Annotated in this window: 14 protein-coding genes; 1 reads left to right on the forward strand and 13 read right to left on the reverse strand. The window is 70.3% G+C overall.

What is annotated here, in order from left to right; translation table 11 throughout:
- Window positions 1-21: 21 nt before the first annotated feature.
- The 6 genes from QNJ12_RS08140 to QNJ12_RS08165 form a co-directional block, all read right to left on the reverse strand.
- Window positions 22-612, reverse strand: a complete 591-nt coding sequence (locus tag QNJ12_RS08140; RefSeq protein ID WP_300621374.1) for a nuclear transport factor 2 family protein — start codon at window positions 610-612, stop codon at window positions 22-24.
- On the reverse strand, window positions 609-1826 hold the full coding sequence (locus QNJ12_RS08145; protein WP_300621377.1) for an ABC transporter permease: 1218 nt from the start codon (window positions 1824-1826) through the stop codon (window positions 609-611). The genes QNJ12_RS08140 and QNJ12_RS08145 overlap by 4 nt, the downstream gene beginning before the upstream one ends.
- A complete protein-coding gene (locus tag QNJ12_RS08150) occupies window positions 1823-2656 on the reverse strand; it encodes an ABC transporter ATP-binding protein (RefSeq protein ID WP_300621380.1) in 834 nt (277 codons plus the stop codon). The genes QNJ12_RS08145 and QNJ12_RS08150 overlap by 4 nt, the downstream gene beginning before the upstream one ends.
- The gene (locus tag QNJ12_RS08155; protein WP_300621382.1) at window positions 2653-4350 is read right to left on the reverse strand and encodes a peptidoglycan-binding protein; all 1698 of its coding nucleotides are present in this window, start codon (window positions 4348-4350) and stop codon (window positions 2653-2655) included. Before QNJ12_RS08155 ends, QNJ12_RS08150 begins: the two co-directional genes overlap by 4 nt.
- A gap of 1 nt (window position 4351) precedes the next feature.
- Window positions 4352-5140 carry a hypothetical protein gene (locus tag QNJ12_RS08160; protein ID WP_300621384.1) on the reverse strand — a complete coding sequence of 263 codons (789 nt, stop codon included), beginning with the start codon at window positions 5138-5140 and terminating at the stop codon, window positions 4352-4354.
- Window positions 5141-5230: 90 nt separating this feature from the next.
- Window positions 5231-7009, reverse strand: coding sequence for a cyclic nucleotide-binding domain-containing protein (locus tag QNJ12_RS08165; RefSeq protein WP_300621386.1), 1779 nt, complete (start codon window positions 7007-7009; stop codon window positions 5231-5233).
- A 130-nt stretch (window positions 7010-7139) separates the two neighbouring features.
- Between QNJ12_RS08165 and QNJ12_RS08170 the strand changes: the two genes are divergently transcribed.
- Window positions 7140-9539 (forward strand): lysylphosphatidylglycerol synthase transmembrane domain-containing protein, encoded by a 2400-nt coding sequence (locus QNJ12_RS08170; protein WP_300621388.1) that lies wholly within the window; start codon window positions 7140-7142, stop codon window positions 9537-9539.
- A gap of 49 nt (window positions 9540-9588) precedes the next feature.
- On the opposite strand, the gene QNJ12_RS08175 is transcribed toward QNJ12_RS08170, so the two are convergent.
- The 7 genes from QNJ12_RS08175 to QNJ12_RS08205 form a co-directional block, all read right to left on the reverse strand.
- Window positions 9589-12861 (reverse strand): adenylate/guanylate cyclase domain-containing protein, encoded by a 3273-nt coding sequence (locus QNJ12_RS08175; protein ID WP_300621391.1) that lies wholly within the window; start codon window positions 12859-12861, stop codon window positions 9589-9591.
- A 64-nt stretch (window positions 12862-12925) separates the two neighbouring features.
- Window positions 12926-13084 (reverse strand): hypothetical protein, encoded by a 159-nt coding sequence (locus tag QNJ12_RS08180; protein WP_300621394.1) that lies wholly within the window; start codon window positions 13082-13084, stop codon window positions 12926-12928.
- A 195-nt stretch (window positions 13085-13279) separates the two neighbouring features.
- Window positions 13280-14104 (reverse strand): arsenite methyltransferase, encoded by an 825-nt coding sequence (gene arsM, locus QNJ12_RS08185; protein WP_300621397.1) that lies wholly within the window; start codon window positions 14102-14104, stop codon window positions 13280-13282.
- 272 nt (window positions 14105-14376) lie between these two features.
- Window positions 14377-15033 carry a response regulator transcription factor gene (locus QNJ12_RS08190; RefSeq protein WP_300621400.1) on the reverse strand — a complete coding sequence of 219 codons (657 nt, stop codon included), beginning with the start codon at window positions 15031-15033 and terminating at the stop codon, window positions 14377-14379.
- Complete coding sequence (locus QNJ12_RS08195; protein ID WP_300621403.1) at window positions 15030-16370, reverse strand: sensor histidine kinase; 1341 nt, start codon at window positions 16368-16370, stop codon at window positions 15030-15032. Before QNJ12_RS08195 ends, QNJ12_RS08190 begins: the two co-directional genes overlap by 4 nt.
- A gap of 83 nt (window positions 16371-16453) precedes the next feature.
- Complete coding sequence (locus tag QNJ12_RS08200; RefSeq protein ID WP_300621405.1) at window positions 16454-18484, reverse strand: lipase family protein; 2031 nt, start codon at window positions 18482-18484, stop codon at window positions 16454-16456.
- 188 nt (window positions 18485-18672) lie between these two features.
- Window positions 18673-20415 (reverse strand): hypothetical protein, encoded by a 1743-nt coding sequence (locus tag QNJ12_RS08205; protein WP_300621409.1) that lies wholly within the window; start codon window positions 20413-20415, stop codon window positions 18673-18675.
- Window positions 20416-20858 lie beyond the last annotated feature (443 nt).

A 20858-nucleotide genomic window follows, 5' to 3' on the forward strand; every position in this document is an offset into this window, starting at 1 on the left:
CCCGGCGGCCGCCCGAGGTGTTCACGACCGGCGCAGAGCTTGCCGGAGCCGGGCCCGCCATCGGCCCGGCCCCGGCGATGGAGCGGTCGTCGCCGCCGACGGGTGCAGGTCCGGCGGCGGCTCGTTCGGCTCCAGGGACGTGCCGAGCAGCGCGTCGCTCGTGTACTGGTCGCCGCTGTACTCGGTGATGCCGGTGATCGACCCACCGTCGACAGCGAGGTGGAAGCCGACCTCGAAGTCGAACGGACCCCGGCGTGACGACCCGCGCATGGCGATCACGACGAACGCTCGCTGCCCATCGACGAGGACGTCGGTCACCTCGGCGTTCTCCACGACGACGCCCGCCTCGGCCGGCGGTGTCAGCGCAGCGAGCACGGCATGGCGCCCGCGGTGCAAGCCCGCCGAGGCGGCGCGGCCCGGGGCGAGATAGACCACGTGCTCGGCCAATCGCCGCGCCACCGAGGCGGGGTCGGTGACGAGAGCGTCGGCGAACGCCGTCGCCAGATCCCTCGTCGTCGTGTCGTCCATCTCTGCCGCCGGGCCGTCGTCGGCCAGGGTCGTGTCGAGGTCGTGGGGGACGTCCGCGGTCCGGATGTCGTCGGTGCTGGTCATGCGCGCAATGCCTCCGTGGGTGCGAGCCGTGCGGCTCTGGTGGCCGGGTACAGGCCGGCGATCGCGCCGATCAGGAGCGCGGCGACGAAACCACCGGCGGCGGCCTCGGTCGGGATGATGACCCGCCAGTCCTGGGTCGCCGAGTAGACGTACGTGGCGACGATGCCGAACCCGACGCCGGCGATGCCGCCGAGCGCTGACAGCAGCACCGCCTCGGTGAGGAACTGGCGCCGGATGTGGGCGCGGGTCGCGCCGAGCGCTCGCCGGAGGCCGATCTCGCCGCGCCGCTCGATGACGGCGATCACCATGACGTTGGCGATGCCGATGCCGCCGACCAGCAGGGCGACGGCGCCGAGGCCGAGGAACAGCGTCGTGAGTGCGTCGTCGGCCGCAGCTTCGGCTTCGAGTGCGTCGGTCGGCCGGCTCACGGTGACCTCCTCCGGGCTCTCGGCATCTGCGGTCGCCGGAATGATGTCGCGGGTCGCGTCGACCTCGCCGTCGACGACCCGCGTGTAGATCGTCGTGGGTGCCTCACCGGCGTCGTAGAACGCCTGGGCCGCATCTCGACCCATGATCACGGCACGGTCGAGGTCCGCCGAGAGCGGGAACTCGTCGAGGATGCCGACCACCTGGACGTACTGCTCGCCGACGTAGACGTACGTCGGTTGATCGAGGCTGGTGATGCCGAGCCGCTCGGCGGACACCGATCCGAGCGCGACCGCCGGGTACTGGCTGGTCGCCTCGTCGAGCCACTGGCCGTCGACGACGGCTCCGTTCAGCGTGTCGAGCAGCTCGGTGTCGGCGGCGACCACGCTCAGGCCGCCGGTCTGGCCGGGGTCGACGAACTCGTTCTTCAGGATGCTGGCGTCGACGGTGTACACGGCGGCTGCCGATTCGACGGTGTCGAGCCGTTCGATGCTCGCCACCGCGCTCTCCGGGAGCTCGCTGTTCCCACCGCCGAAACCGGCCCCCGCCTCGACGGTCAGGAGGTTCGTGCCGAGCGCCGAGATCTCGTCGAGCAGCGCCGACTTCGACGACTCGCTCAGGCCGAGCACCCCGACCATCGCTGCGATGCCGATCGAGACGCCGAGCGCCGAGAGCGCTGTCCGCATCTTGCGAGCGCGGGGCCCGGCAGCACCAACACGGAAGATGTCGCCCGCACGCAGCCGGCTGCCGTCGACGCCGTTGTTCGGTGCGTGTGCGGCGGCCGTCATGACGTGGCTCCCTCGAGTGCGGAATCGGACTCGATGCGGCCGTCGAACACGGCGACCTGGCGGGGGAGCGACGCCGCGATCGCCGTGTCGTGGGTGATCACGACGATCGTGGTGCCCTCGTCGTGCAGGCCACCGATCAGGTCCATCACGGCCGCCGTCGACTTCGAGTCGAGGTTGCCGGTCGGCTCGTCGGCCAGCACGAACGCCGGCTCGTGGACGAGCGCCCGGGCGATCGCCACCCGCTGCCGCTCGCCGCCCGAGAGGTGGTTCGAGTCGTGCCGCAGGCGGTGCCCGAGACCGACCCGCTGCAGCGCGACGACCGAACGCTCGCGCCGGTCCCGGGGCGGAACACCCTGGTAGAGCAGGCCGTTCGCGACGTTGTCGAGGGCCGTCATGCCGGGGAGCAGGAAGAACTGCTGGAACACGAACCCGATCCGGCGGGCGCGCACACCGGCGACCCTGCGGTCGCTCAGCGTCGACGTGTCGGCGCCGTCGATGCTGACGACGCCGTTCGTCGGGCGGTCGAGCGTGCCCATCACGTTCAACAGCGTCGACTTGCCGCTCCCGGACGGACCGACCACGGCGACGAGCTCGCCGTGGTCGATCCGCACCGACACGTCGTCGAGGGCCCGGACCGGGGGGTGTCCCGGGTACTCCTTGACGACGTTGCGCAGCTCCAGCGCTGCGGGTCGCCCGCCCGCCGCCACACCCGGCGTCGTGCCGGGGGTGACGGTCGGGCGAGCGCCCACCGCAGGGAGGTGCGAGGTCATCTCGGCTGTCGTGGTGGTGGTTGCCGGCGTGGTCGTGGTGGTGGTCGTCGGGGTGGTCATGACGGCACCACCACCTGGGTGCCGGGCTGGATGCCGCTGACCTCGACGAACCCGTCGTTGAACATGCCCGGGTCGACCGGCACGAACGTCGTGCCGCCGTCGCTGGTGAGCGCCTCGATCACGAAGCTGCCGTCGCCGGTGGCGACCAGGGCGCTGACCGGCACGACGGTCACCCCGGCGGCGATCTCGTCGACGAGCTTGACCTCGACGTCGAGCTCGTTGAGTGCCGCTGCGGACTCGGGGATCGACGTCAGCAGGATCTCGACCGCGAGGGCCGCCTCGGCGTCGGCGTCGGTCGGATCGACCGTCGAGGAGTTGGCCACGTCGATGACCGTCCCCTGGACGATCTCGCCGCTCGGGAACTCGATGTCGACGGTCGTGCCCTCGGTGAGCTGGTCCTGCTCGGACACTGCGATCTCGGTCTCGACGATGCGGTTGCTGGTCGACGCCTCGAGCGACCACAGCTCGGTGCCCATCGGGAGCACGTCGTCGTCGGTGATGCTCGACGTCCCGACGACCGTGCCGGGCTCGAGCACGACGTACTGCGATCGCTCGAGCACCCCGTCGACGGCGACCGTGCCGTACACGTCGGAGAGCTCGTCCTCCCAGTCCTCGACGGCTTCGGTCGTCGCCTCGTCCCACTCGTCGTCGACGTCGAGCTCGCCGTCGGCATCGAACCCGAGCGCGAGGAGCATCTCTTCGATCGCCTGGATGTCGTCGCCGTCGTCGACGCCCTCTTCGAGGTCGCGGTCGAGCTCGGCGTCGGTCACGACCGCCGTGATCGGGATCTCGCCGACGGTGTAGAGCACCGTGCCCGAGCTGATCTCGGCGCCGGGCGCGGCGATCAGCTCGAGCTCGCCCGTGTGCTCGACGTACCCGGTGCTGACGCTGCCGGCGCCGGTGAGCTCGAGGACGGGGGTGCCGGTCGAGGCGCGGTCGCCCGACTCGGCCGTCACGTTCGTGACGATCGCCGGCCCGTCGAGCACGACGACGTCGCTCGGCGACATCGAGCCGGTCGTCGCTCGACCGGTGTCCTCCTGCCATCGCAGCACGGCGTCCTCCGTCGCCTCGTCGAAGATGTCGTCGACGACGAAGCCGGTGTCGACGAGCTCGCCGTCGTCGTCCTCCTCGGTGTGGTAGCCGAGGCTGGCGAGGTTCTGCTCGAGCAGCTCGACGTCGTCGCCGATCGCGCCCAGCGACAGCTCGCGATAGAGCGCCACGTCGCCGTAGAACACGGTGATCGGCGTCGAGTCGACCTCGTACAGGGTGTCGCCGCGTGCGACGGTCGCTCCCTCGGCGACGAGATCGGTGATCACGCCGTCGCTCGCGCCCGTGACGGCGATGCTGTCGGCGTAGACCATCCGGCCGTCGAGGTCGGTGAACTCGATGAGGTCGCGCTGCTCGGCGCTGACGACCGAACGGGTCGCCTGTGTGGTGGTCGTCTCGGCCGCGTCGTCGCCGTCGCCGAGCAGTAGTGCACCGGCGACGGCCGCCGCGGCGACCATGCCGAGGAGCACGACGACGGGCACCCATCGACGCCGGGGTCGACGTGTCGCGACCGGGGCGGGCGTCGTGGCGGCCGGGGGAGTGGCCGAGGCCGGTGCCGGTGCCGCGGTCTCGGCCGAGTCGGTGTTCGAGCCCGGCGGCTGTTCGATCGTCGCCGGCTCGTTCTGGGGGTTGGTGACGACGGGCATGTCAGTTGCCCTCCCCGCCGCGGTTGCCGCCCTGCCCGCCGCCGGGGCCGAAGCCGCCGCCGAACAGGCCCTGGCACGCTTCGATGGCTGCCTGGCTGTCGGGGTCCTGGGGGTCGAAGTTCTCGCCGAACAGACCGCCGCCGCCACCGCCGCCCTGGCCGGGCTGGAAGTTGCCGAAGTCGGGGTCGTCGACGTCGAGGCCGTTGTCGCGCAGGCACTGGGCGAACTCGAGGAACTGGTCCTGGAACTCGGGATCGTCGAAGCCGCCGCCGGCACCGCCGCCGGGCAGGAAGCTGGCACCCTCGATGATCTCGCCGCAGACCTCGAACGCGGCCTGCAGCTCCCCGGTCGGGCCGCCGTCCTGGCCGCCGCCCAGGCCGCCGCCACCGCCGCCGGGACCGGCACCGCCGAGCAGGTCGATGCTGCCGTCCGCGCTGGTCGTCGGGTCGGGCCACTCCTCGATGCCCTCGTCGCGCATGCACTGGGCGAAGGCCAGCGCCTGTTCCTCCTCGGTCATGTCGCCGGTCGATGCTGCGCCGTCGCTCGCCGCCGCGTCGCCGCCCGAACCGGCGATGACCAGCTCGCCGGCACCGGCATCGTCGGCACCCCCATCGGTACCGTCGCCGGTCGCCACATCGCCGGGACTCTCGTCGACGACGATGGCCGCGTCGCCGGCGCCGTCGACGACGATGCCGGCGGCACTCTCGCCCGCCGAGTCGTCGTCGCCGCCGCACGCTGCGGCGATCAATGACGTCGCGGCGAGTACCACGACCAATCGTTGCTGCTTCACGCTGTCTCCTCAGGTCAGGGGGCTGGTGAGAACCAGCGTGAGGGAGGGGAGTGAGACGAGCCTGAGCCCGACCTGAAGCGTCCCTGAAGCTCAGGCGCCGACGAGGGTCGTGAACAGGAAGCCGCCGAGGGCGGCGAGGCCGACGAAGCCACCGGATCGGTCGAGCGCCTCGGGCATCATCGTCTGGGTGATCACGGTCAGCATCGCGCCCGCGGCGACGCCTTCGACCACCGCGAACAGCTCGTCGGGGGCCTTCTGGAACACCACGCTGCCCAGTGCGGCGCCCAAGCCCGTGATGAGGATGACCGTCGCCCACAGCCATCCGATGTTCCGCCACACCAGCCCGTGCTCGCGCATGCCGACCGAGCTGGCGAGCGCCTCGGGGTAGTTGGACAGGAAGATGCCGACCACGAACGAGACGCGGATCGAACCGGCGGTCGCGCCGATCACCAGCGACTCGGGGATCGCGTCGAGCAGCAGACCCAGCCAGATCGCGATCGGCGCGCCCCCGGTCGTCACCATGGTCGCGACCGGGCACAACGAACCACGCCGCAACGCCGACACCGACCGGCGGCGGACCGCTGTGACGTCGTCGGGGTCCAGACCGTGCTCCTGCCGGAGGTAGCTCGCCACCCGCGGGCTCTCGACGAAGTCGACGATGGCATCGCGGAGCTCCGGCTGCTCGTCGACCAGCTGGGCGAGATCGGCGTGGCGCAACACCCAGACGTCGGTCTCGGTGTGTGTGATCGCCGTCGCCGTGTGGTGCATCCCGGTCAGCACCGAGAAGGAACCGAACTCGTCACCCGCCTCGAGCGTCGCCGTGGCGTCGAGCTCGGACGCCGCATGAACCAGGCTGATCTCGCCGTCCGACACCACGTAGATGCGGTCCGACACCTCGCCCGGCCGGAAGAACACGTACCCGGGGTCGTGCTCTTCGGGGAACATCACCTGCGCCACCTCGACGAGCACGTCGTGGGAGACGCCACGGAAGGGCCCGGCGTCGGCGAGCCGGTCGACGACGCGCTCCGGGGCTGCGGTGCCGGCGATCTCGACGAGCGGTGGCAGCTGCTCGATCCCGTAGCGCTGGATCGTGGTCCGCCACCGCTCGATCTCGTCCTCACCGATCTCCGAGTGGTTCGAACGGAGGTACTCCAGCAGCTCGTCGCTCGCCGTCCGGGCTCGCAGCCGTTCGGCGAACGTCGGGCAGCCGCCCAGGATGCTCCGCAGCCGACCGTGACTCAGCCGGAGCACCTCGCTCTCGGCCTTCGCGATCGCCGTGGACCGATGTTGCGTGCCGGTGACGAAGGCGAGATGCCCGAACGCCTGGTGCGGGTGGAGCTGGACCACGCCGTCGCGCGTGGTGAGGGCGATCTCTCCCTCGGCGAGCACGTTGAGATGATCGCAGGGATCGCCGAACCGGTAGAGCGTCTCGCCCGCGTCGAGTCGCTCGGTCCGGAACGCGTCGGCGATCGCGTCGAGCTCACGGTCCGGGAGGCCCTCGAAGACGTCGATCCGTTCGAGATCGTCGAGGATCTCTCGCTTGCGACGCTGTTCCCGGTCGCGCAGGAAGGTGATCGACGTCGAGGCCTTGCGGAGGAAGCCGCCCCGGGCGTTGATCGTGCGGTTGAGGCCCTCGAACGCCAACCCGCCTGCGACGGCGCCCACCGCGAGCCAGCCGAACTCGCCGACCTCGACCGACGGAGCGACGATGTCGATCGTCACGGCCGACAGCAGCGCTCCGGCTCCGAACGCGGTGAGCAGACCGAGCACGAAGTTGGTCGGCTTCCAGATCCGGGCGGTGGTGACGCCGAGCCCGAGGGACGCCGCCGAGAGCACGCCGAGCAGGAACGCGCCGAGGACGTCCGTCACCCCTCCATCATGGCATCGGGGCCGCCGGGCGGTCTCGGGCCGTTCGGCCGTGATTCGACGACGTCACAGCAGCGTGTGCGACTGCGCGATGCTGTCTCACCGGGCCCGAAACGGTGGCTCTCGGCAGCTCATGAGCACTTCGACCCGTCCGACCGTCGACGACGTGATCGTCTTCGAGCCACCACCCCGCCGCCGGCCGTTCTCACCGGGGGACGTGGTGCGGCTGCTCGTCGGTCTCGTCCTGGTCCTCGCCGGATGGCTGCTGACCGAGCTGGGCCGCGAGACCATCTCGGGCATCGAACGCGATCTCGTCAGCGCGGTCGCCCGCCTCCCCGACGACCTCGAGGACCTGATCCTCGGAGCGGCCCGCCTCGTCACCAGCCTCGTGCCGCTCGCCGTGCTGCTGTACCTGCTCGCGACCCGCCGCTGGCGGCGCTCGGCGTTGCTCGTGCTGGCCGGCGTGGCGGCGAGTGGCGCGATCGAGATCGTCGACGACCTGGTGCTCGAACCACGGCTCGCCGACCTGGAGACGTCGGCCGACGAGACCGACCGTGCGTTCACCGGGCGCGCCTGGCCGGGGTCCGACGTGATCGCCTCGACCACCGCCGTCGTGACGGTGGCCGCGCCGTGGCTCAGTCGGCGGTGGAAGCGCGCGCTGTGGAGCAGCATCGGCCTGCTCGTGCTGTTGCGGCTCGTCGCGGTCGCGCTGCCGGCACTCGACGTGCTGATGGCGATCGGTGTCGGCACGGTCGTCGGTTCGCTCATCCTGGTGCTGTTCGGGTCCCCGACCAACGAGCCCGGGCCGGGTGAGCTGCTGTCCGCGCTGCGATCGGCCGGTGTCGACCCGGCGCGCATCGACCGCTCCGAACCTCGTGAGGACGCGTTGCGGTACCAGGTGGTCGAGCGCGACGGCACCGAGCTCGTCGTCCGCCTGCGGACCCCCGACGAGTACGACGCCGACCTGCTGAACCGCTTCTATCGCGGCCTGCGCTACCGCGGCTCGGAGGTGCGCTCGCCCTACGCGACGCTCCAGCGGCGGATCGAACACGAGGCGCTCGTGCTCGGCCTCGCCCGCGGGGCGGGCGTCCGGGCCGCCGAGGTCATCAGGATCGGGACGACCGAACGTGGATCTGCCTTCTTCGTCGCCTCGAAGCTGCCCGCCCGGCCGGCGACACCCGAGGACCTGGGTGAGCCCGGCCTCCTGCTCGACGTGTGGGACCAGGTTGGCAGGCTGCATCGGGCCGGCCTCGCCCACCGCCATCTCGCGGTCGAATCGATCGGCGTGGACGACGACGGTCACGTCTGGATGCGCGACTTCGATCACAGCGAGACGGCGGCGACCGAGCGTGAGCGGGCCCGTGACATTGCCCAGCTCCTGACCGAGACGGCCGCCGTGGTCGGTGCGCCGCGCGCCGTCGCCGAGGCGGTGTCCGTGTTGGGTCCGGCCGCAGTCGCACCGTCGCTGCGGATGCTGCAGCCGCTCGCACTGCCTCCCGCGACGCGGGCACGGGCCGCGGGTGTCGCCGACCTGCTCGAGGACGTCCGGGCAGCCGTGACCGCGGCCACGGGTGAGCCCGAGCTCGAACTCGAAGAGCTCGAGCGGTTCAAGCCGCGCACGTTGCTGATCATCGCGGTGTCGGCACTCGCGTTCTACTCGCTGCTGCCGCAGTTGGTGAACCTCGACGAGACCATCGACGCGTTCGGCGATGCCGAGCCGTGGTGGATGGTCGCCGCCGTCGGCGCTTCCGCGCTGACCTACGTGTTCGCCACCGTCTCGCTGCAGGGGGCGGTCGCGGATGCGTTGCCATACGGTCCGACGCTGCGGGCGCAGGTGGCGGCGTCGTTCGCCGGTCTCGTGGGGCCTGCCAACCTGGGCCGGTACGCGCTCACCGAGCGCTTCCTCGAGCGTCTCGGCGTGCCGCGTGCCGAGGCAGGCGCGTCGGTCGCCGTCAACGCGATCGCCGGGCTGGTGGTGCACCTCGCACTGATGGTCGGCTTCTTCGTCTGGGCAGGCAGCTCGAACATCGGTGGGTTCTCGTTGCCCGACAGCGGGACGCTGCTGCTGGTCGTGGCGGTCGCGCTCGCCGTCGTCGGCGTGCTGCTCTCGGTTCGTCCGGTCCGGCGCAAGGTGTTCGTGCCGTTCTGGTCGGGCGTTCGCGACGGGACCGCGGCGATCGGGCGGGTGTTCACCAACCCGACCCGCGTGGCAGAGCTGTTCGGCGGGTCGGCGGGGATCACGCTCAGCTACCTCGCCGTCACCGTGTTCTCGGTCGAGGCGTTCGGTGGTGGGCTCGGTGTGGCCGAGATCGGAGCGGCTTATCTGGGGGCGATCGCAATCGCGACATTCGCGCCGACACCCGGCGGGCTGGGCGCCCTCGAATCGGCGATGATCGCGGGTCTCACGGCGTTCGGCCTGCCGGCCGGCGTTGCGGTGTCCGCGACGCTCACGTTCCGACTGTCCACCTTCTGGCTTCCGGTCCTGCCCGGCTGGGTGGCGTTCGGCTGGATGCAGCGCAACGACGAGCTCTGACCCGGCCGCCGACGAGCTCGGGTCGACGGACGATCGTGAGCTGAGCGCCTCAGCGGTCGGCGCGCTGGTCCACGAGGTCGAGGAGGTGGGTGAGGTCGAGGTCGGCGAGGATCGTGCGGGCCTCGTCACGCAGCGCCGTCGACGCCGCCTGATCGCCTGCGGCGGCGGCGACTGCCGCGCGGTCCGCCAGGGCGAGTGCACGGTCGCGCTCCATCGCGGCACCGGCGAACACCGACGCGCTCCGCTCCAGGCACTCCTCGGCACCGACGAGCCTCTCGTGGTCGCCCGGCACGGCGATGGGTCGACCGCGGGACGCGGCGACCAGCCCCAGCACCCGCCAGCCGTGCCCGAGGTGGTCGGGGTTCTCGTCCTGCTGGGCGAGCTGCAGGGCGGTCCGCACCTCCCGTTCCGCGCGGGTGTCGTCGCCCAGTGCGAGGTGTGCCTCCGCGAGGAAGCGGTGTGTCTCCGACGAGTGTTCGGTGCCTCCGGTGCGTGTCGCGGCGCGCACCGCGTCCTCGAGGTGGGCGACGCCGACGGTCGTGTCGCCGACCTCGACGAGCGCCCCGCCGAGGTTGTTCAGGGCGAGGGCCTCCTGGTCCAGATCGCCGATCTCGCGGACGATCTCGACCGCGTCGCCGAGCATCTCGATCGCCTGCCGGAGCTCGCCCTGGAGGCGTGCGACCTCGCCGAGGTTGATCAGGTTCGCGGCTTCGCCCCGACGGTCACCGCGTCCGCGGTCGAGCGCCAACGCCTCGGTGAACTGCACCGCCGCCTCGGCGTAGTGACCCAGCGTGAGATGGGCCGCCCCCAGCATCGAGCGCACGCCTCGCAGGCTGCGAGGGCTCGTGCCGCCCTCGATGATCCCGAGCGCCTCGATGCCCTGAGCGACGGCCTCGTGCGCGTCGCCGAGCCGGAGCAGCCCCCATCCCAGCTCGATCATCGAGTCGACCAGCGCCTCCGCCGCAGCGTCGCCGCGACGAAGGAGAGCGTTGGCTCGCCGTGCGACGTCGAGGGCTTCGCGGCTACGGCCGGTGCGGATGTGCAGGTGGGACTGGTGGAGGAGTGCCGACGCGACGTCGCGCTCGTCGCCCGACGACGCGGCGACCCGCTCCATCTCCTGGGCGGTGTCGAGCGCCTCGTCGTACTGCGCCGCGATCGTCAACGACTCGCAGAGGTCGTCGAGGACGCGCATGGTGGTGGCGGCGTCGAGGATCTCCGGTTCGAGGGCCGAGCGACATGCGTCGATGGCCTCACCGATCGCGTGTCGCGTGCGCGCCTGGTTCGCGGCGCGCGCGAACCACTGTGCCGACTCGGACACGGCGCCGCCGGACGCGTAGTGACCCGCGATGGTGCTCGCCGACGCCGACGCCTCGCTGCGCGACGCCATCCAGTCGGCGACCGCCCGGTGCAGGTCAGGTCGATCCTGGCGGAGCACGGTCTCGTAGGTCACCTCGCGCAGGATGGCGTGCGTGAAGTGGTATTCGACGGTGCCGGTGAAGACCGACGTGCTCTGCCGTTGGATCAGGTCTCTGCTCGCCAGGGTGTCGAGCGCCGCGTCGAGATCGGCGGGCGCCACACCTGCGCTCGATGCGACCTTGGGGATGGCTGCGTCCCAGAAGACCGACCCGACCACCGCGGCGCGCTGCAGGGCGGCCAGTTCCGAGTCGGCGAGGAGGTCGAGGCGGGCCTGGATCACGCCCGTGACCGTCGGGGGGATCGACAGATCGCCGAGGCGCTCGGCGTGCAGCTGCCATTCGTCGCCGTCGATCACGATCACGCCCTCGTCGACCATCATCCGCACCAGCTCCTCCACGAAGAACGGGTTGCCTCCGGTCGCCTCGACGATCCGCTGTCGCGGCTCGGGCGGGACGGCGCCGATGCTCTTGAGGACTTCGTCGACGAGCTCTTCGGATTCCGTGGGCGAGAGCGGTCCGAGGAAGATGCCGTCGGGGTCGGCCCGGGTCGGTGTGCCGATCGGTTCCGTGGGCCGGCTCAGGGTGACGACGAGCACGGGGCTCGCGGCCACCTCCCGACGAACTCGCGCGAGCAGGTCGAGCGAGGCGCGATCGGCCCAGTGCAGGTCCTCGATCAGGACGACGATCGGCATCTCGACCGCGGCTCGGGTGAGCAACCGTCCGATCGCGAGCGCCGCTCGGTCGGCGACCTCACGGGTGCCGGCGAGGTCGGCGTCGGCGCCGGTGAGCGCATCGACATCGACGTCGACGCCGATGAGGTGACCGACCCACGGCGCATCGGCTGCGGCCCCCTGACCGGCGAGCTCGCGGAAGCCCACGGCCAGCTTGGCGAGCGCGATCTCGCCCGGATCGTCCTCGGCGATCTCGAACCTGGCGAAGAGCAGGTCGCGGATCAGCGAGTAGGGGACGCCCTGGCGCCCGTGATCGGCGCGGCCCGTGAAGAGCCTGACCTCGCCCGGTCGCACCCGGAGCCAGTCCTCGAACTCGTACAGCAGGCGCGACTTGCCGATGCCGGCGTCGCCGACGATCGCCAGCGAGGTCATGGCCGACGCCTCGATCGTCGTCGACAGTGCCTGCTGCAGCCGCTCGAGCTCCTGCCGTCGACCGATCATGTCCGTCTCGACGCCCTCGATGCCGCGGCTCGGTAGCCGGAACGCGCGTGGCCGGACCCCCTCCACGAGGTAGGTCCGCAGCGACGCTCGCTTGCCCTTCACCTCGAGCGGCTCCTGCACTCGCACGCTGAAGACGCCCCGGACGTGGCGATAGGTGTCGTGCCCCACCAGCACAGCGCCCTCCGGGGCGGCCCGCTCGAGGCGGGCTGCGACGTTCACGGTGTCGCCCATCGCGGTGAACTCGTCGGTGCTCGCGATCGCTCCGAGCACCACCGGACCCGTGTTGACGCCAATGCGCATCGTGAGCTCGGGGACGGCCGCCTCGTCGCGTAGCGCGCTCAGCATGGACTGCATCTCGAGCGCGGCCCGGATGGCTCGCTCAGGGTCGTCCTCGCGGGCTTGGTCGGCGCCCCAGAGGCCCATGACCGCGTCGCCGATGTGCTTGTCGATCCGACCTCCGAAGCGCTCGATGACGCCGTCGAGGTGCTTCCAAAGCGCGTCGAAGCGGTCGCTCAGCTCCTCGGGGTCCAGTGTCTCGCCCAGCGCCGTCGACCCCGACACGTCGGCGAACAGGACGGTGATGAGCTTGCGCCGCTTCGCCCGTGATGGCCCCGACAGCGCCGTGCGGCGCTCTTCGAGCGTCGCGATCGTGGCGTCGACGACCTCGTCCGGCACGGTCCCGCGCAACTGCTCCTGCGCCGCGATCGCGATGCGGAGCTGCTCACGCTCGTCCATGTCGACGTCGCCGGAGGTCGATCGTGCGCTCAGGTCGGCACGGAGGCGCGCCGAGGCCGGAGCGTCATCGCGTCTTCGATGTCCCCAGGACGTCGGGGAACTGCTGGTAGTCGTCGTCGATGACCTCGGAGCTGCCACCGTTCTCCTGGTGAGCGCTGGACGCCGAGTGGCGCTTGCGATCGTCGTCGCCGACGGTCTGGTCGCATCGAACGCATCGGTACATCGGTCATCCTCCTCGATCGGACGGGCATCGCGGCCGTCTCGTCGATCCACCCAGGATCGATCCCCCGGAGCCGCACCTTACAGCAGGCCCTCCTGCCGCCCGGCGGATCGACCTGCTCGCCATCGTCGGGCCGGCCGACGGCTCGATGCAGCGCAACGTCGAGGTCAGGCTCGAGCTCGAATCATGGAGCGGCGATCACGCCGGCTTCGTCGCCCGGACGAACGCCGAGATCAGGCGACCGTCGATCGCCGTGACCTCGTCGACGTCGAACCCGGCCGACCCGAGCAACTCGCCGGCGTCCGCCAGGTCGTACACGCGGGTGGGCGCGATGTCGATGCCGATGAAGCCGGCCTGGGCCAGCAGCGCGCGGTACTCCTCGTCGTCGAGCGCTCCGGCGACGCACCCGACCCATGCTTCGACGCTCGAGCGGATGCGGGGGTCGATCGCGCCCCGGACCACGACGTCGGCCACCGCGAAGCGCCCGCCCGGTCGGAGCACGCGGAACGCTTCGCGGAGCACCTGGGCCTTGTCGGCCGACAGATTGATGACGCAGTTGGAGATGACGACGTCGACCGAGTCGTCGGGGAGCGGGATGTCCTCCATCCGGCCGTCGAGGAACTCGGCGTTCTCGACGCCGGCCTCGGCCTGGTTGCGGCGAGCGAGCTCGAGCATCTCGTCGGTCATGTCGAGTCCATAGGCGAACCCGCTCGGGGCGACCCGCCGAGCCGAGAGGAGGACGTCGATCCCTCCACCCGAGCCGAGGTCGAGGACGACGTCGCCGTCGCGGAGCTCGGTCAGCGCGGTCGGGTTGCCGCAACCCAGCGACGCTGCGCCGGCCGCGTCGGGAATCGTTGCGGTCTCTTCCGACGTGTACAGGTCGCGGGTGATCGGATCGTCGTGGCCGCAGCAGCTCGAGCTCTGCGCGGAGGGCGTGTCGAGGACGTGGCGGGCGATCCGGCCGTAGTCGTCGCGGACGCGCTCGACGAGGCGCGTCTCGTCGGTGTCGGAGCTGTGGGTCACGGGAACCTCCTCGTGGTGTTCGCATCTCCATCATATCGATAGTTCTCGATATGTCGAGAGCCAATCGCGCACTCCGATGGCGAAGGCGATGGAACCCGTGATGATGAACGGCGACGCCGAGCCCAAGCGTCCCGCCAAGAAGCAGGCCGAGCCGGTCGCGAAGGCAAGCCCCCCGCCGCACGACCCGACAGGGGGCTTCGGTTCCCGCGCGATCGAGCGGGCTGGCCCGCTCGGCCGTTCGCGTCTCGGCGTCGAACCGGACGCAGTGGCTCCTAGTGCTCGGCGAGCCAGAGGAGGACCGAGCGCACCCGGCGGTTGCTCTCGGGTTCGTCGCTGAGGTGCAGCTTGGAGAAGATCGAGTTGATGTGCTTCTCGACCGACTTCTCGCTGAGGTGCAGCCGCTCGGCGACGGCACTGTTGCGTAGACCCTCAGCGACCAGCGACAGCACGTCGCGCTCGCGCTCGGTCAGGTCGTCGAACGGCGACGGCCGGCGCGACCGTGCCTGGACGAACACCTCGATCGCTGCAGCGTCGATCGACGAGCTCGACGAGCACACGGCATCGATCGCGCTCGCCAGCTGGCGGCGGTCGGCGACGTTCTCCTTCAGCAGGTAGCCGAGTCCCTCGGTGCCGTCCTCGAGCAGCTCGATGACGTAGTCGGCGTCGAGGTACTGGCTGAGCACGATGACGCCGGTGTCGGGGTAGCGCGACCTGATCTCGCGCGCCGCCGCGATGCCTTCGTTGGTGTGCGTCGGCGGCATGCGGACGTCGGTGATCACGAGGTCGGGCCGGTGCTCGTCGACGGCAGCCATCAGGCTCGGGTGATCGTCGGCCTCGGCCACCACCTCGACGCCGTCCAGGGTGGTCAGTACCGACGTCACGCCCTGCCGGAGCAGCAGGGCGTCGTCGGCGATCACGACCCGCCTCATGCTGTTCCGCCGATCGCCGCGGCCGCGAGGTGCGGCAGCCGCGCCGTGACGGTCGTGCCCGACCCGGGTGCCGAGTCGATCGACAGGTCGCCTCCGAGCGCACCGACGCGGTCGGCCATGTTGAGCAGCCCGCGAGAGTCCTCGTGCTCGCCCGGGTCGAACCCCGGCCCGTCGTCGGCCACCGTCACCACGAGGCCGTCACCGTTCGACGCCAGCAGTACTTCGATCGTCGTGTCCGGGCTGCCGTGCTTCGTCGCGTTCTGGATGGCCTCGACGCAGACGTAGTAGAGGGCGACCTGGGTGCTCTCGTCGATCTCCTCCGACGTCGTGTCCTCGATCTCGATCGGTACCGGCGATCGACGTGCCACCGCGTGCAGAGCACGGGCCAGCCCGATCTCGTGCAGCCGTGCCGGGTACACGCCCTGGGCCAGGTCGCGCAGCTCGTCCACCGCCTCGGTCGCCTCCCGGTGCATCGCCATCAGCGTCTCACTGGTCGGGGCCGTGCCCTCGTCGGTCAGCTCGGCCGCCAGGCGGAGTTGCAGCGACAGCGACACCAACCGTTGCTGGGCGCCGTCGTGCAGGTCGCGCTCGAGCCGGATCCGTTCCTCGTCGGCTGCCACCAGCAGGCGACGTCGCGAGTCGCGCAGCGCCCGGTCGGCGGCTCGGAGCTCGCGGTTCTGGCGGACCGCTCGTTGCAGGCTCCGCAGGTGCACGAGGTTCAGCTCCTGGACGTCACCCATCACGAGCCACATGTTGGCGCCCACGTAGGCGAGGATGACCGTCAGGTACAACCATCGGGGTCCGACGTCGTCCAGCCCGACGCCGTCGGTCGTGAAGCTGATGAGCGAGATGGCGACGGCGATCGCGATGGTGCCGGGCACCATCCGCCGGACGACCCGCCGCTCCAGGTACGTGGCTGCCAGGATCGCCGGCCCGATCACGTTCTGCATCGCGATCGGCAGCGTGTCGGGGATGATGATGACCAGCGGGAAGAGCAGGTACCACGACCCGAGGTTGGCCCACAGGATCCCCCGCCGGAGGTCGCCGCGCCCGAAGTGCGGGCCCGCCATCCAGCGGAACGGCACGACCAAGAGGATGCAGCCGGCCAGCACGGCGGCCCACCACGCCTGGAGCACGATGGCCATGACGGCGACACCGACCGCGAAGACGGTGATCGCTCGCTGGTCGGAGCTGTTGTTCCTCAGGAGCCATTCCCGTGCCTCGCGTCGAACCTCGGGGATCTCGGACTCGGCGATCGACGGGAGGTCGACGTTGTCGCCGCCCTCGATCGCTTCGCTCGTTGCGCCGCTGCTCGTCTCGGCCCTGCTGTCGGACATCTCGGCAGGGTAGATCCCGGACCATGCTCACCTGTGGTGCCGAGCGACATGCCGAGCGACATGTCGCTCGGCGCACTGCCGGCTCAGTACCGGCTCGTCGAGATGACCTTGCCGAACATGTCGATGTAACCGATCCAGTTGGCGTCGCCGACATTGACGGTCGTGCTGTGCTGGTCGTTGGTGTCGATGATCACCCAGCGGTCCCGGATGGTGCCCGAGTCGGTGGTGGGTGCGCTGGACCGGTTCCACAGGCCGACCTGGTCGCACGGCCCCTCGATCGGGGTGCTCCAGTGCATGCGCAGGTTGTCGATGCCGAAGGGGATCGGGTCGTCGTACGAGGTGAGCCACACGCTCGGTGCTCCGTAGTAGAGAGTGGCGCCGACCCGGCGGTCGTACTCCGATCGGCCGTGGTCGCCGAAGTCGGGGATCAGGTAGGCGCAGCCGCCGTAGTCCCTGCCGTCGCCGAAGTTGCGCCGGACCTTCCTGGTCCCATCGATGCCGTGCAGCACGGTCATGTTCCGGAGGTGGGCGTACGGGTTGGAGGTGCCGATCGCGCTGGGGACGTGCGGCACCGGGTCGTTCGGGTTGACGACGGCGAACGACACCGGGACGAGCGAGCGGTGATGGTTCACCATCTCCTTCGACATCGAGCGAGGGGCGCCGAAGGTGTAGGTGACCACCTCGGTCTTCTCGTAGCCGAAGCCCATCAGCTCGTCGACGAGGTCGATCGATGCGATCGTGGCCAGCGCACCACCGAGGCTGTGGCCCGTGAAGAAGACGCGGGTGCCGTCGCCGCCGGCCTGCTGTTCGTCGCGGAGCACACGCAGCAGTTGCTCCTTGACCGCGCCGTAGGCGGCACCGAAGCCGCTGTGCACGGCATTGGACACGGTGCCCTTGCCGTGCACCGGCCAGGGCACCCGGATCGCACTGGCGTCGTTGAGGATGTCGGCGAGGTTGAGCTCGGTCCCTCGGAACGCCACGGCGAGATCGTCGGTGTCGACGTTCCGTGCGACGATCACCTCGGTATCGGTGATCGCGGCGAACCCCGGGTGACCGCCGCGCAGCGCGGCGAGGAGCTCCCAGCACTCCATCTGCTCCCGGAAGTGGACGGTGGCGGAGCCGATGTCGTCGAGCAGCTGGCCGCGGACGGCGATGCCCGGTTCGACCTCGTAGGCGCGTGACGAGAGGCCGAACATCGTGTGCGCCGTCGACGTGCTGTAGCTGGTCGTCGTCGGCGTGTCGCACTGCGGGCGGACCACCCGCGGCTCCTCTTCCTCTTCCTCGCCGAGCCCGATGCGGGTGTCGACCTTGCGGTCGGGTGCGCCGGTGGGCGTGGCGGGGGTGTACGCGCTCTCGGCGATCGTGCCGAGGTGGTCGGCGACCAGGTCGACGCTGGCGTGCTCGGAGTTCTGGAAGCACACTTGCCCGTCGCCACCGACCGCTGCGACGGCGACGTTCGGGTCGATGGTGCCGGGTCCGAAGTTGGTGTTCGACGCCACCGGGGGGTTGGCCTTGACGTCGGAGGAGATCAGTTGCCCGTTGCCGGCAGCCGACGCGGCCAGCGGCGTCAGGTTGACGATCGCGGCGTCGCCGGCGCTGCCGTCGACGGCGAAGCACAGCTGTCCCGAGGGCGGGACCCGGTTGCCGCCCTGACCAGTGCGCGTGTCGACCTTCCGGTCGGGCGCACCGCTGGGCGTGGCGGGGGTGTAGGCGCTCTCGGCGAGCGTGCCGAGGTGGTCGGCGACCAGATCGATGCGGGCGTGTTCGGAGTTCTGGAAGCAGACCTCCCCGTCACGTCCGATGGCAGCCACGGCGACGTTCGGGTCGATGGTGCCGGGTCCGAAGTTGACGTTCGACGCCACCGGCGGGTTCGCCTTGACGTCGGAGGAGACCAGCTGCCCGTTGCCCGCCGCCGAAGCGAGCAGTGGTGTCAGGTTCACGATCGCCGCATCACCCGAGTCGCCCTTGACCTCGAAGCAGCGCTGCGCCTCGCGATCGATGTCCGCCGCCGCCGGCGTCGAACCCGCGACGACGCCCGCTCCGACGACGACAGCTGCCGTGACCGCCCACGCGGCTGCGTCGCGAGCGGACCTGTTTGATTCCCGCATTCCCATAACGCCAGTATCCGGAACGACGATGGCGGTCGGCCACTGTGGAGCCCCGTCATCTGTGTGGGGTCAACCCGGTCGTGGGCGAGGGATATCCCTACCTCCAGTCGGGATGGCTGTATTCGAACCGGCGCCCCGCTGCTCCCTCAGCCGAGCATCGGGGTGCCGATCGCCTGGACCGTGTCGCGCCGGCGTCACGGCCAGGTGACGTCGAGCGACGCGAGGACTCGCTCCATGGCGGCTTGGTCGATGGGCGCGATGGTGTTGAACACGACCTGGACGAAGTAGTCCTCGCCGGGTGCTTGGAGCACGTAGGCGACCCATCCGGCGTTGCCTGCGCCGCAGTGGTCCTGCGTGCGGTAGACACCGGTGTAGTGGCCGTCGTCGTAGCTGCCCGTTTCGACGGGCGCGCAGTCGTCCCAGACGCCCCAGGTGGCCATGTAGTCAGCTGGGCTGGCGTACTGCTTGGCAGCTTCCCGAAGCGCGCGGATGAGCACGCCGGCCGCTCCCCAATCGTCGAGTACCACGTCGAGGTTGGTGGCGGCGGCAAGTGACGGTTCGGGCGGTTCACCGATCGGTTCGGTCCACGTTTCGTCCCAATCGGCCGGAACGTCCACGGTGATGGCGCCGGTGTCGTCGGTGAGGGTGACCCAGTCGTCGTAGGCGGTGTCGTCGGTGAAGTAGCCGAACACGTCCGCGATGAGGTGGACCGTGCCGTACCGGTTGTATGCCCTGAACGCCATCGGGTAGTCGAGGTGAGCGCAATCGACCGGCTCGGCGAGTCGGACGATGACGTGGTTCGGGACGGTCTGGCCCGGAACGAAGTTGAGGTTCGATGCCAGCGGGATCTCGCACAGGTCGTCAGGGAACACCGTCACGAAACCCACCGCGGTCGGCTGGGTCGCGGTCAGGTTCAGGACCAGGGCGCTCACGCCGAACTCGGGTACGCCCATGTATCCCGACATGGATTGCCACAACCAGCAGTCCTCACACAACGGGCCGCCGATGACGCCCTCTCGGGTGTCGAACACGCGGCCGGGATTGAGTCCGATGAACCGGCCGGCTTCGGTACTGCGGTCGTCGTCGTAGTAGCCGACGACGTCGGCGAGGACGTGCACCGTGCCGTAGCGGTTGTAGAAGTTCACGATCCCCGATGCCGGCACCCGGACCGTGACCAGGTTCGGGACGGTGAGCCCGGCCACATAGTTGAGATTCGACGCCAGCGGCGGCGACCCGACGTCGTTGGGATACACCGTGAGATAGCTCGGCGCGGTCGGCTGGGTGACCGTGACGTTCATCACCACCCCGGTCACACCCGTGGTGGGCACGCCGCCCTTGCCGAGCACGTTGAACTCGAGCGTGTCATCCGGACCCAACGGTGCGGTGCCGACGCCGCCGCGCCCGCTGCGGGTGTCGAAGTACCGATACGGGTAGTCGATCGAGTGGAACCGGCTACCCGCCGGGCCTGCGTCGCCGGAGTAGAAACCGACCACGTCGAAGATCACATGGGTCGACCCGTACCGGTTGTACGCATTCACCTGGCCGCCCGAACCGACAGCGACGGTGACCAGGTTCGGGACCGTCTGCCCGGGCACGAAGTTCAGATTCGACACCAACGGGCGAGGCACGCCCTTGGGCCACACCGTCAGGTAGCTCGCCTGTGTCGGTTGGGTGACCGTGACGTTCATCACCACCGCTGACACCCCGGCCGACGCGACACCGCCACGACCGGTGACCTGCACCGAGATCGTCTGGTGCTCACCCACCGGCTCGATCGCACCGTCCTGCCCGTTCCCCGTTCGCGTATCCAGAATCCGAGCAGGCGTCAGCGACGTGAACTCGCCCGTCGGCGACGGACCGGCGACGGTTGCAGACGGCAGAACTCCGATCGCCGCAGCCGTCAATGCGGCGACGACCCCGAGATGCTTCGCGCGCATCCTGACGCACCTCCACAAGCCCCGTACTCACATGAAGAGGCAGTGGGTCGGGGGCGCAACCCCCTCCCTCAACCCCATCGAACACCATTCGTCGACGCCCCACAACAACGAAGTGCGCACCAGCCGGTCGCGTGGTGTCCCGGGATGGGACGCCCTTCTCGCACAGCGCCAGGATCTCCGAGCAACTCGCGTCCGAGGTCGTCGACCAGGCGCCACTCGGCGGTGGACCCGCCCGGCTACGTCAAACCCAGCACTCCGCGGGACGCCTACGGGGTGGCCGGATTCCAACCGGCGACCCCTGCGCCGCAGCTTGGAGATCGGCCGTGTCTGCCAGCGTCAAATCGCCTCGGGCTTGGCTGTCGCACCGAGGTGAATGCACGGATTGCCTCGCTGCCCGGACAGGCAGTTCGGCGGCGCCTTCACGGCCGTCCGATTGTGGCTCG

The sequence above is a fragment of the Ilumatobacter sp. genome, from assembly GCF_030065885.1.
GTDB lineage: Bacteria > Actinomycetota > Acidimicrobiia > Acidimicrobiales > Ilumatobacteraceae > Ilumatobacter.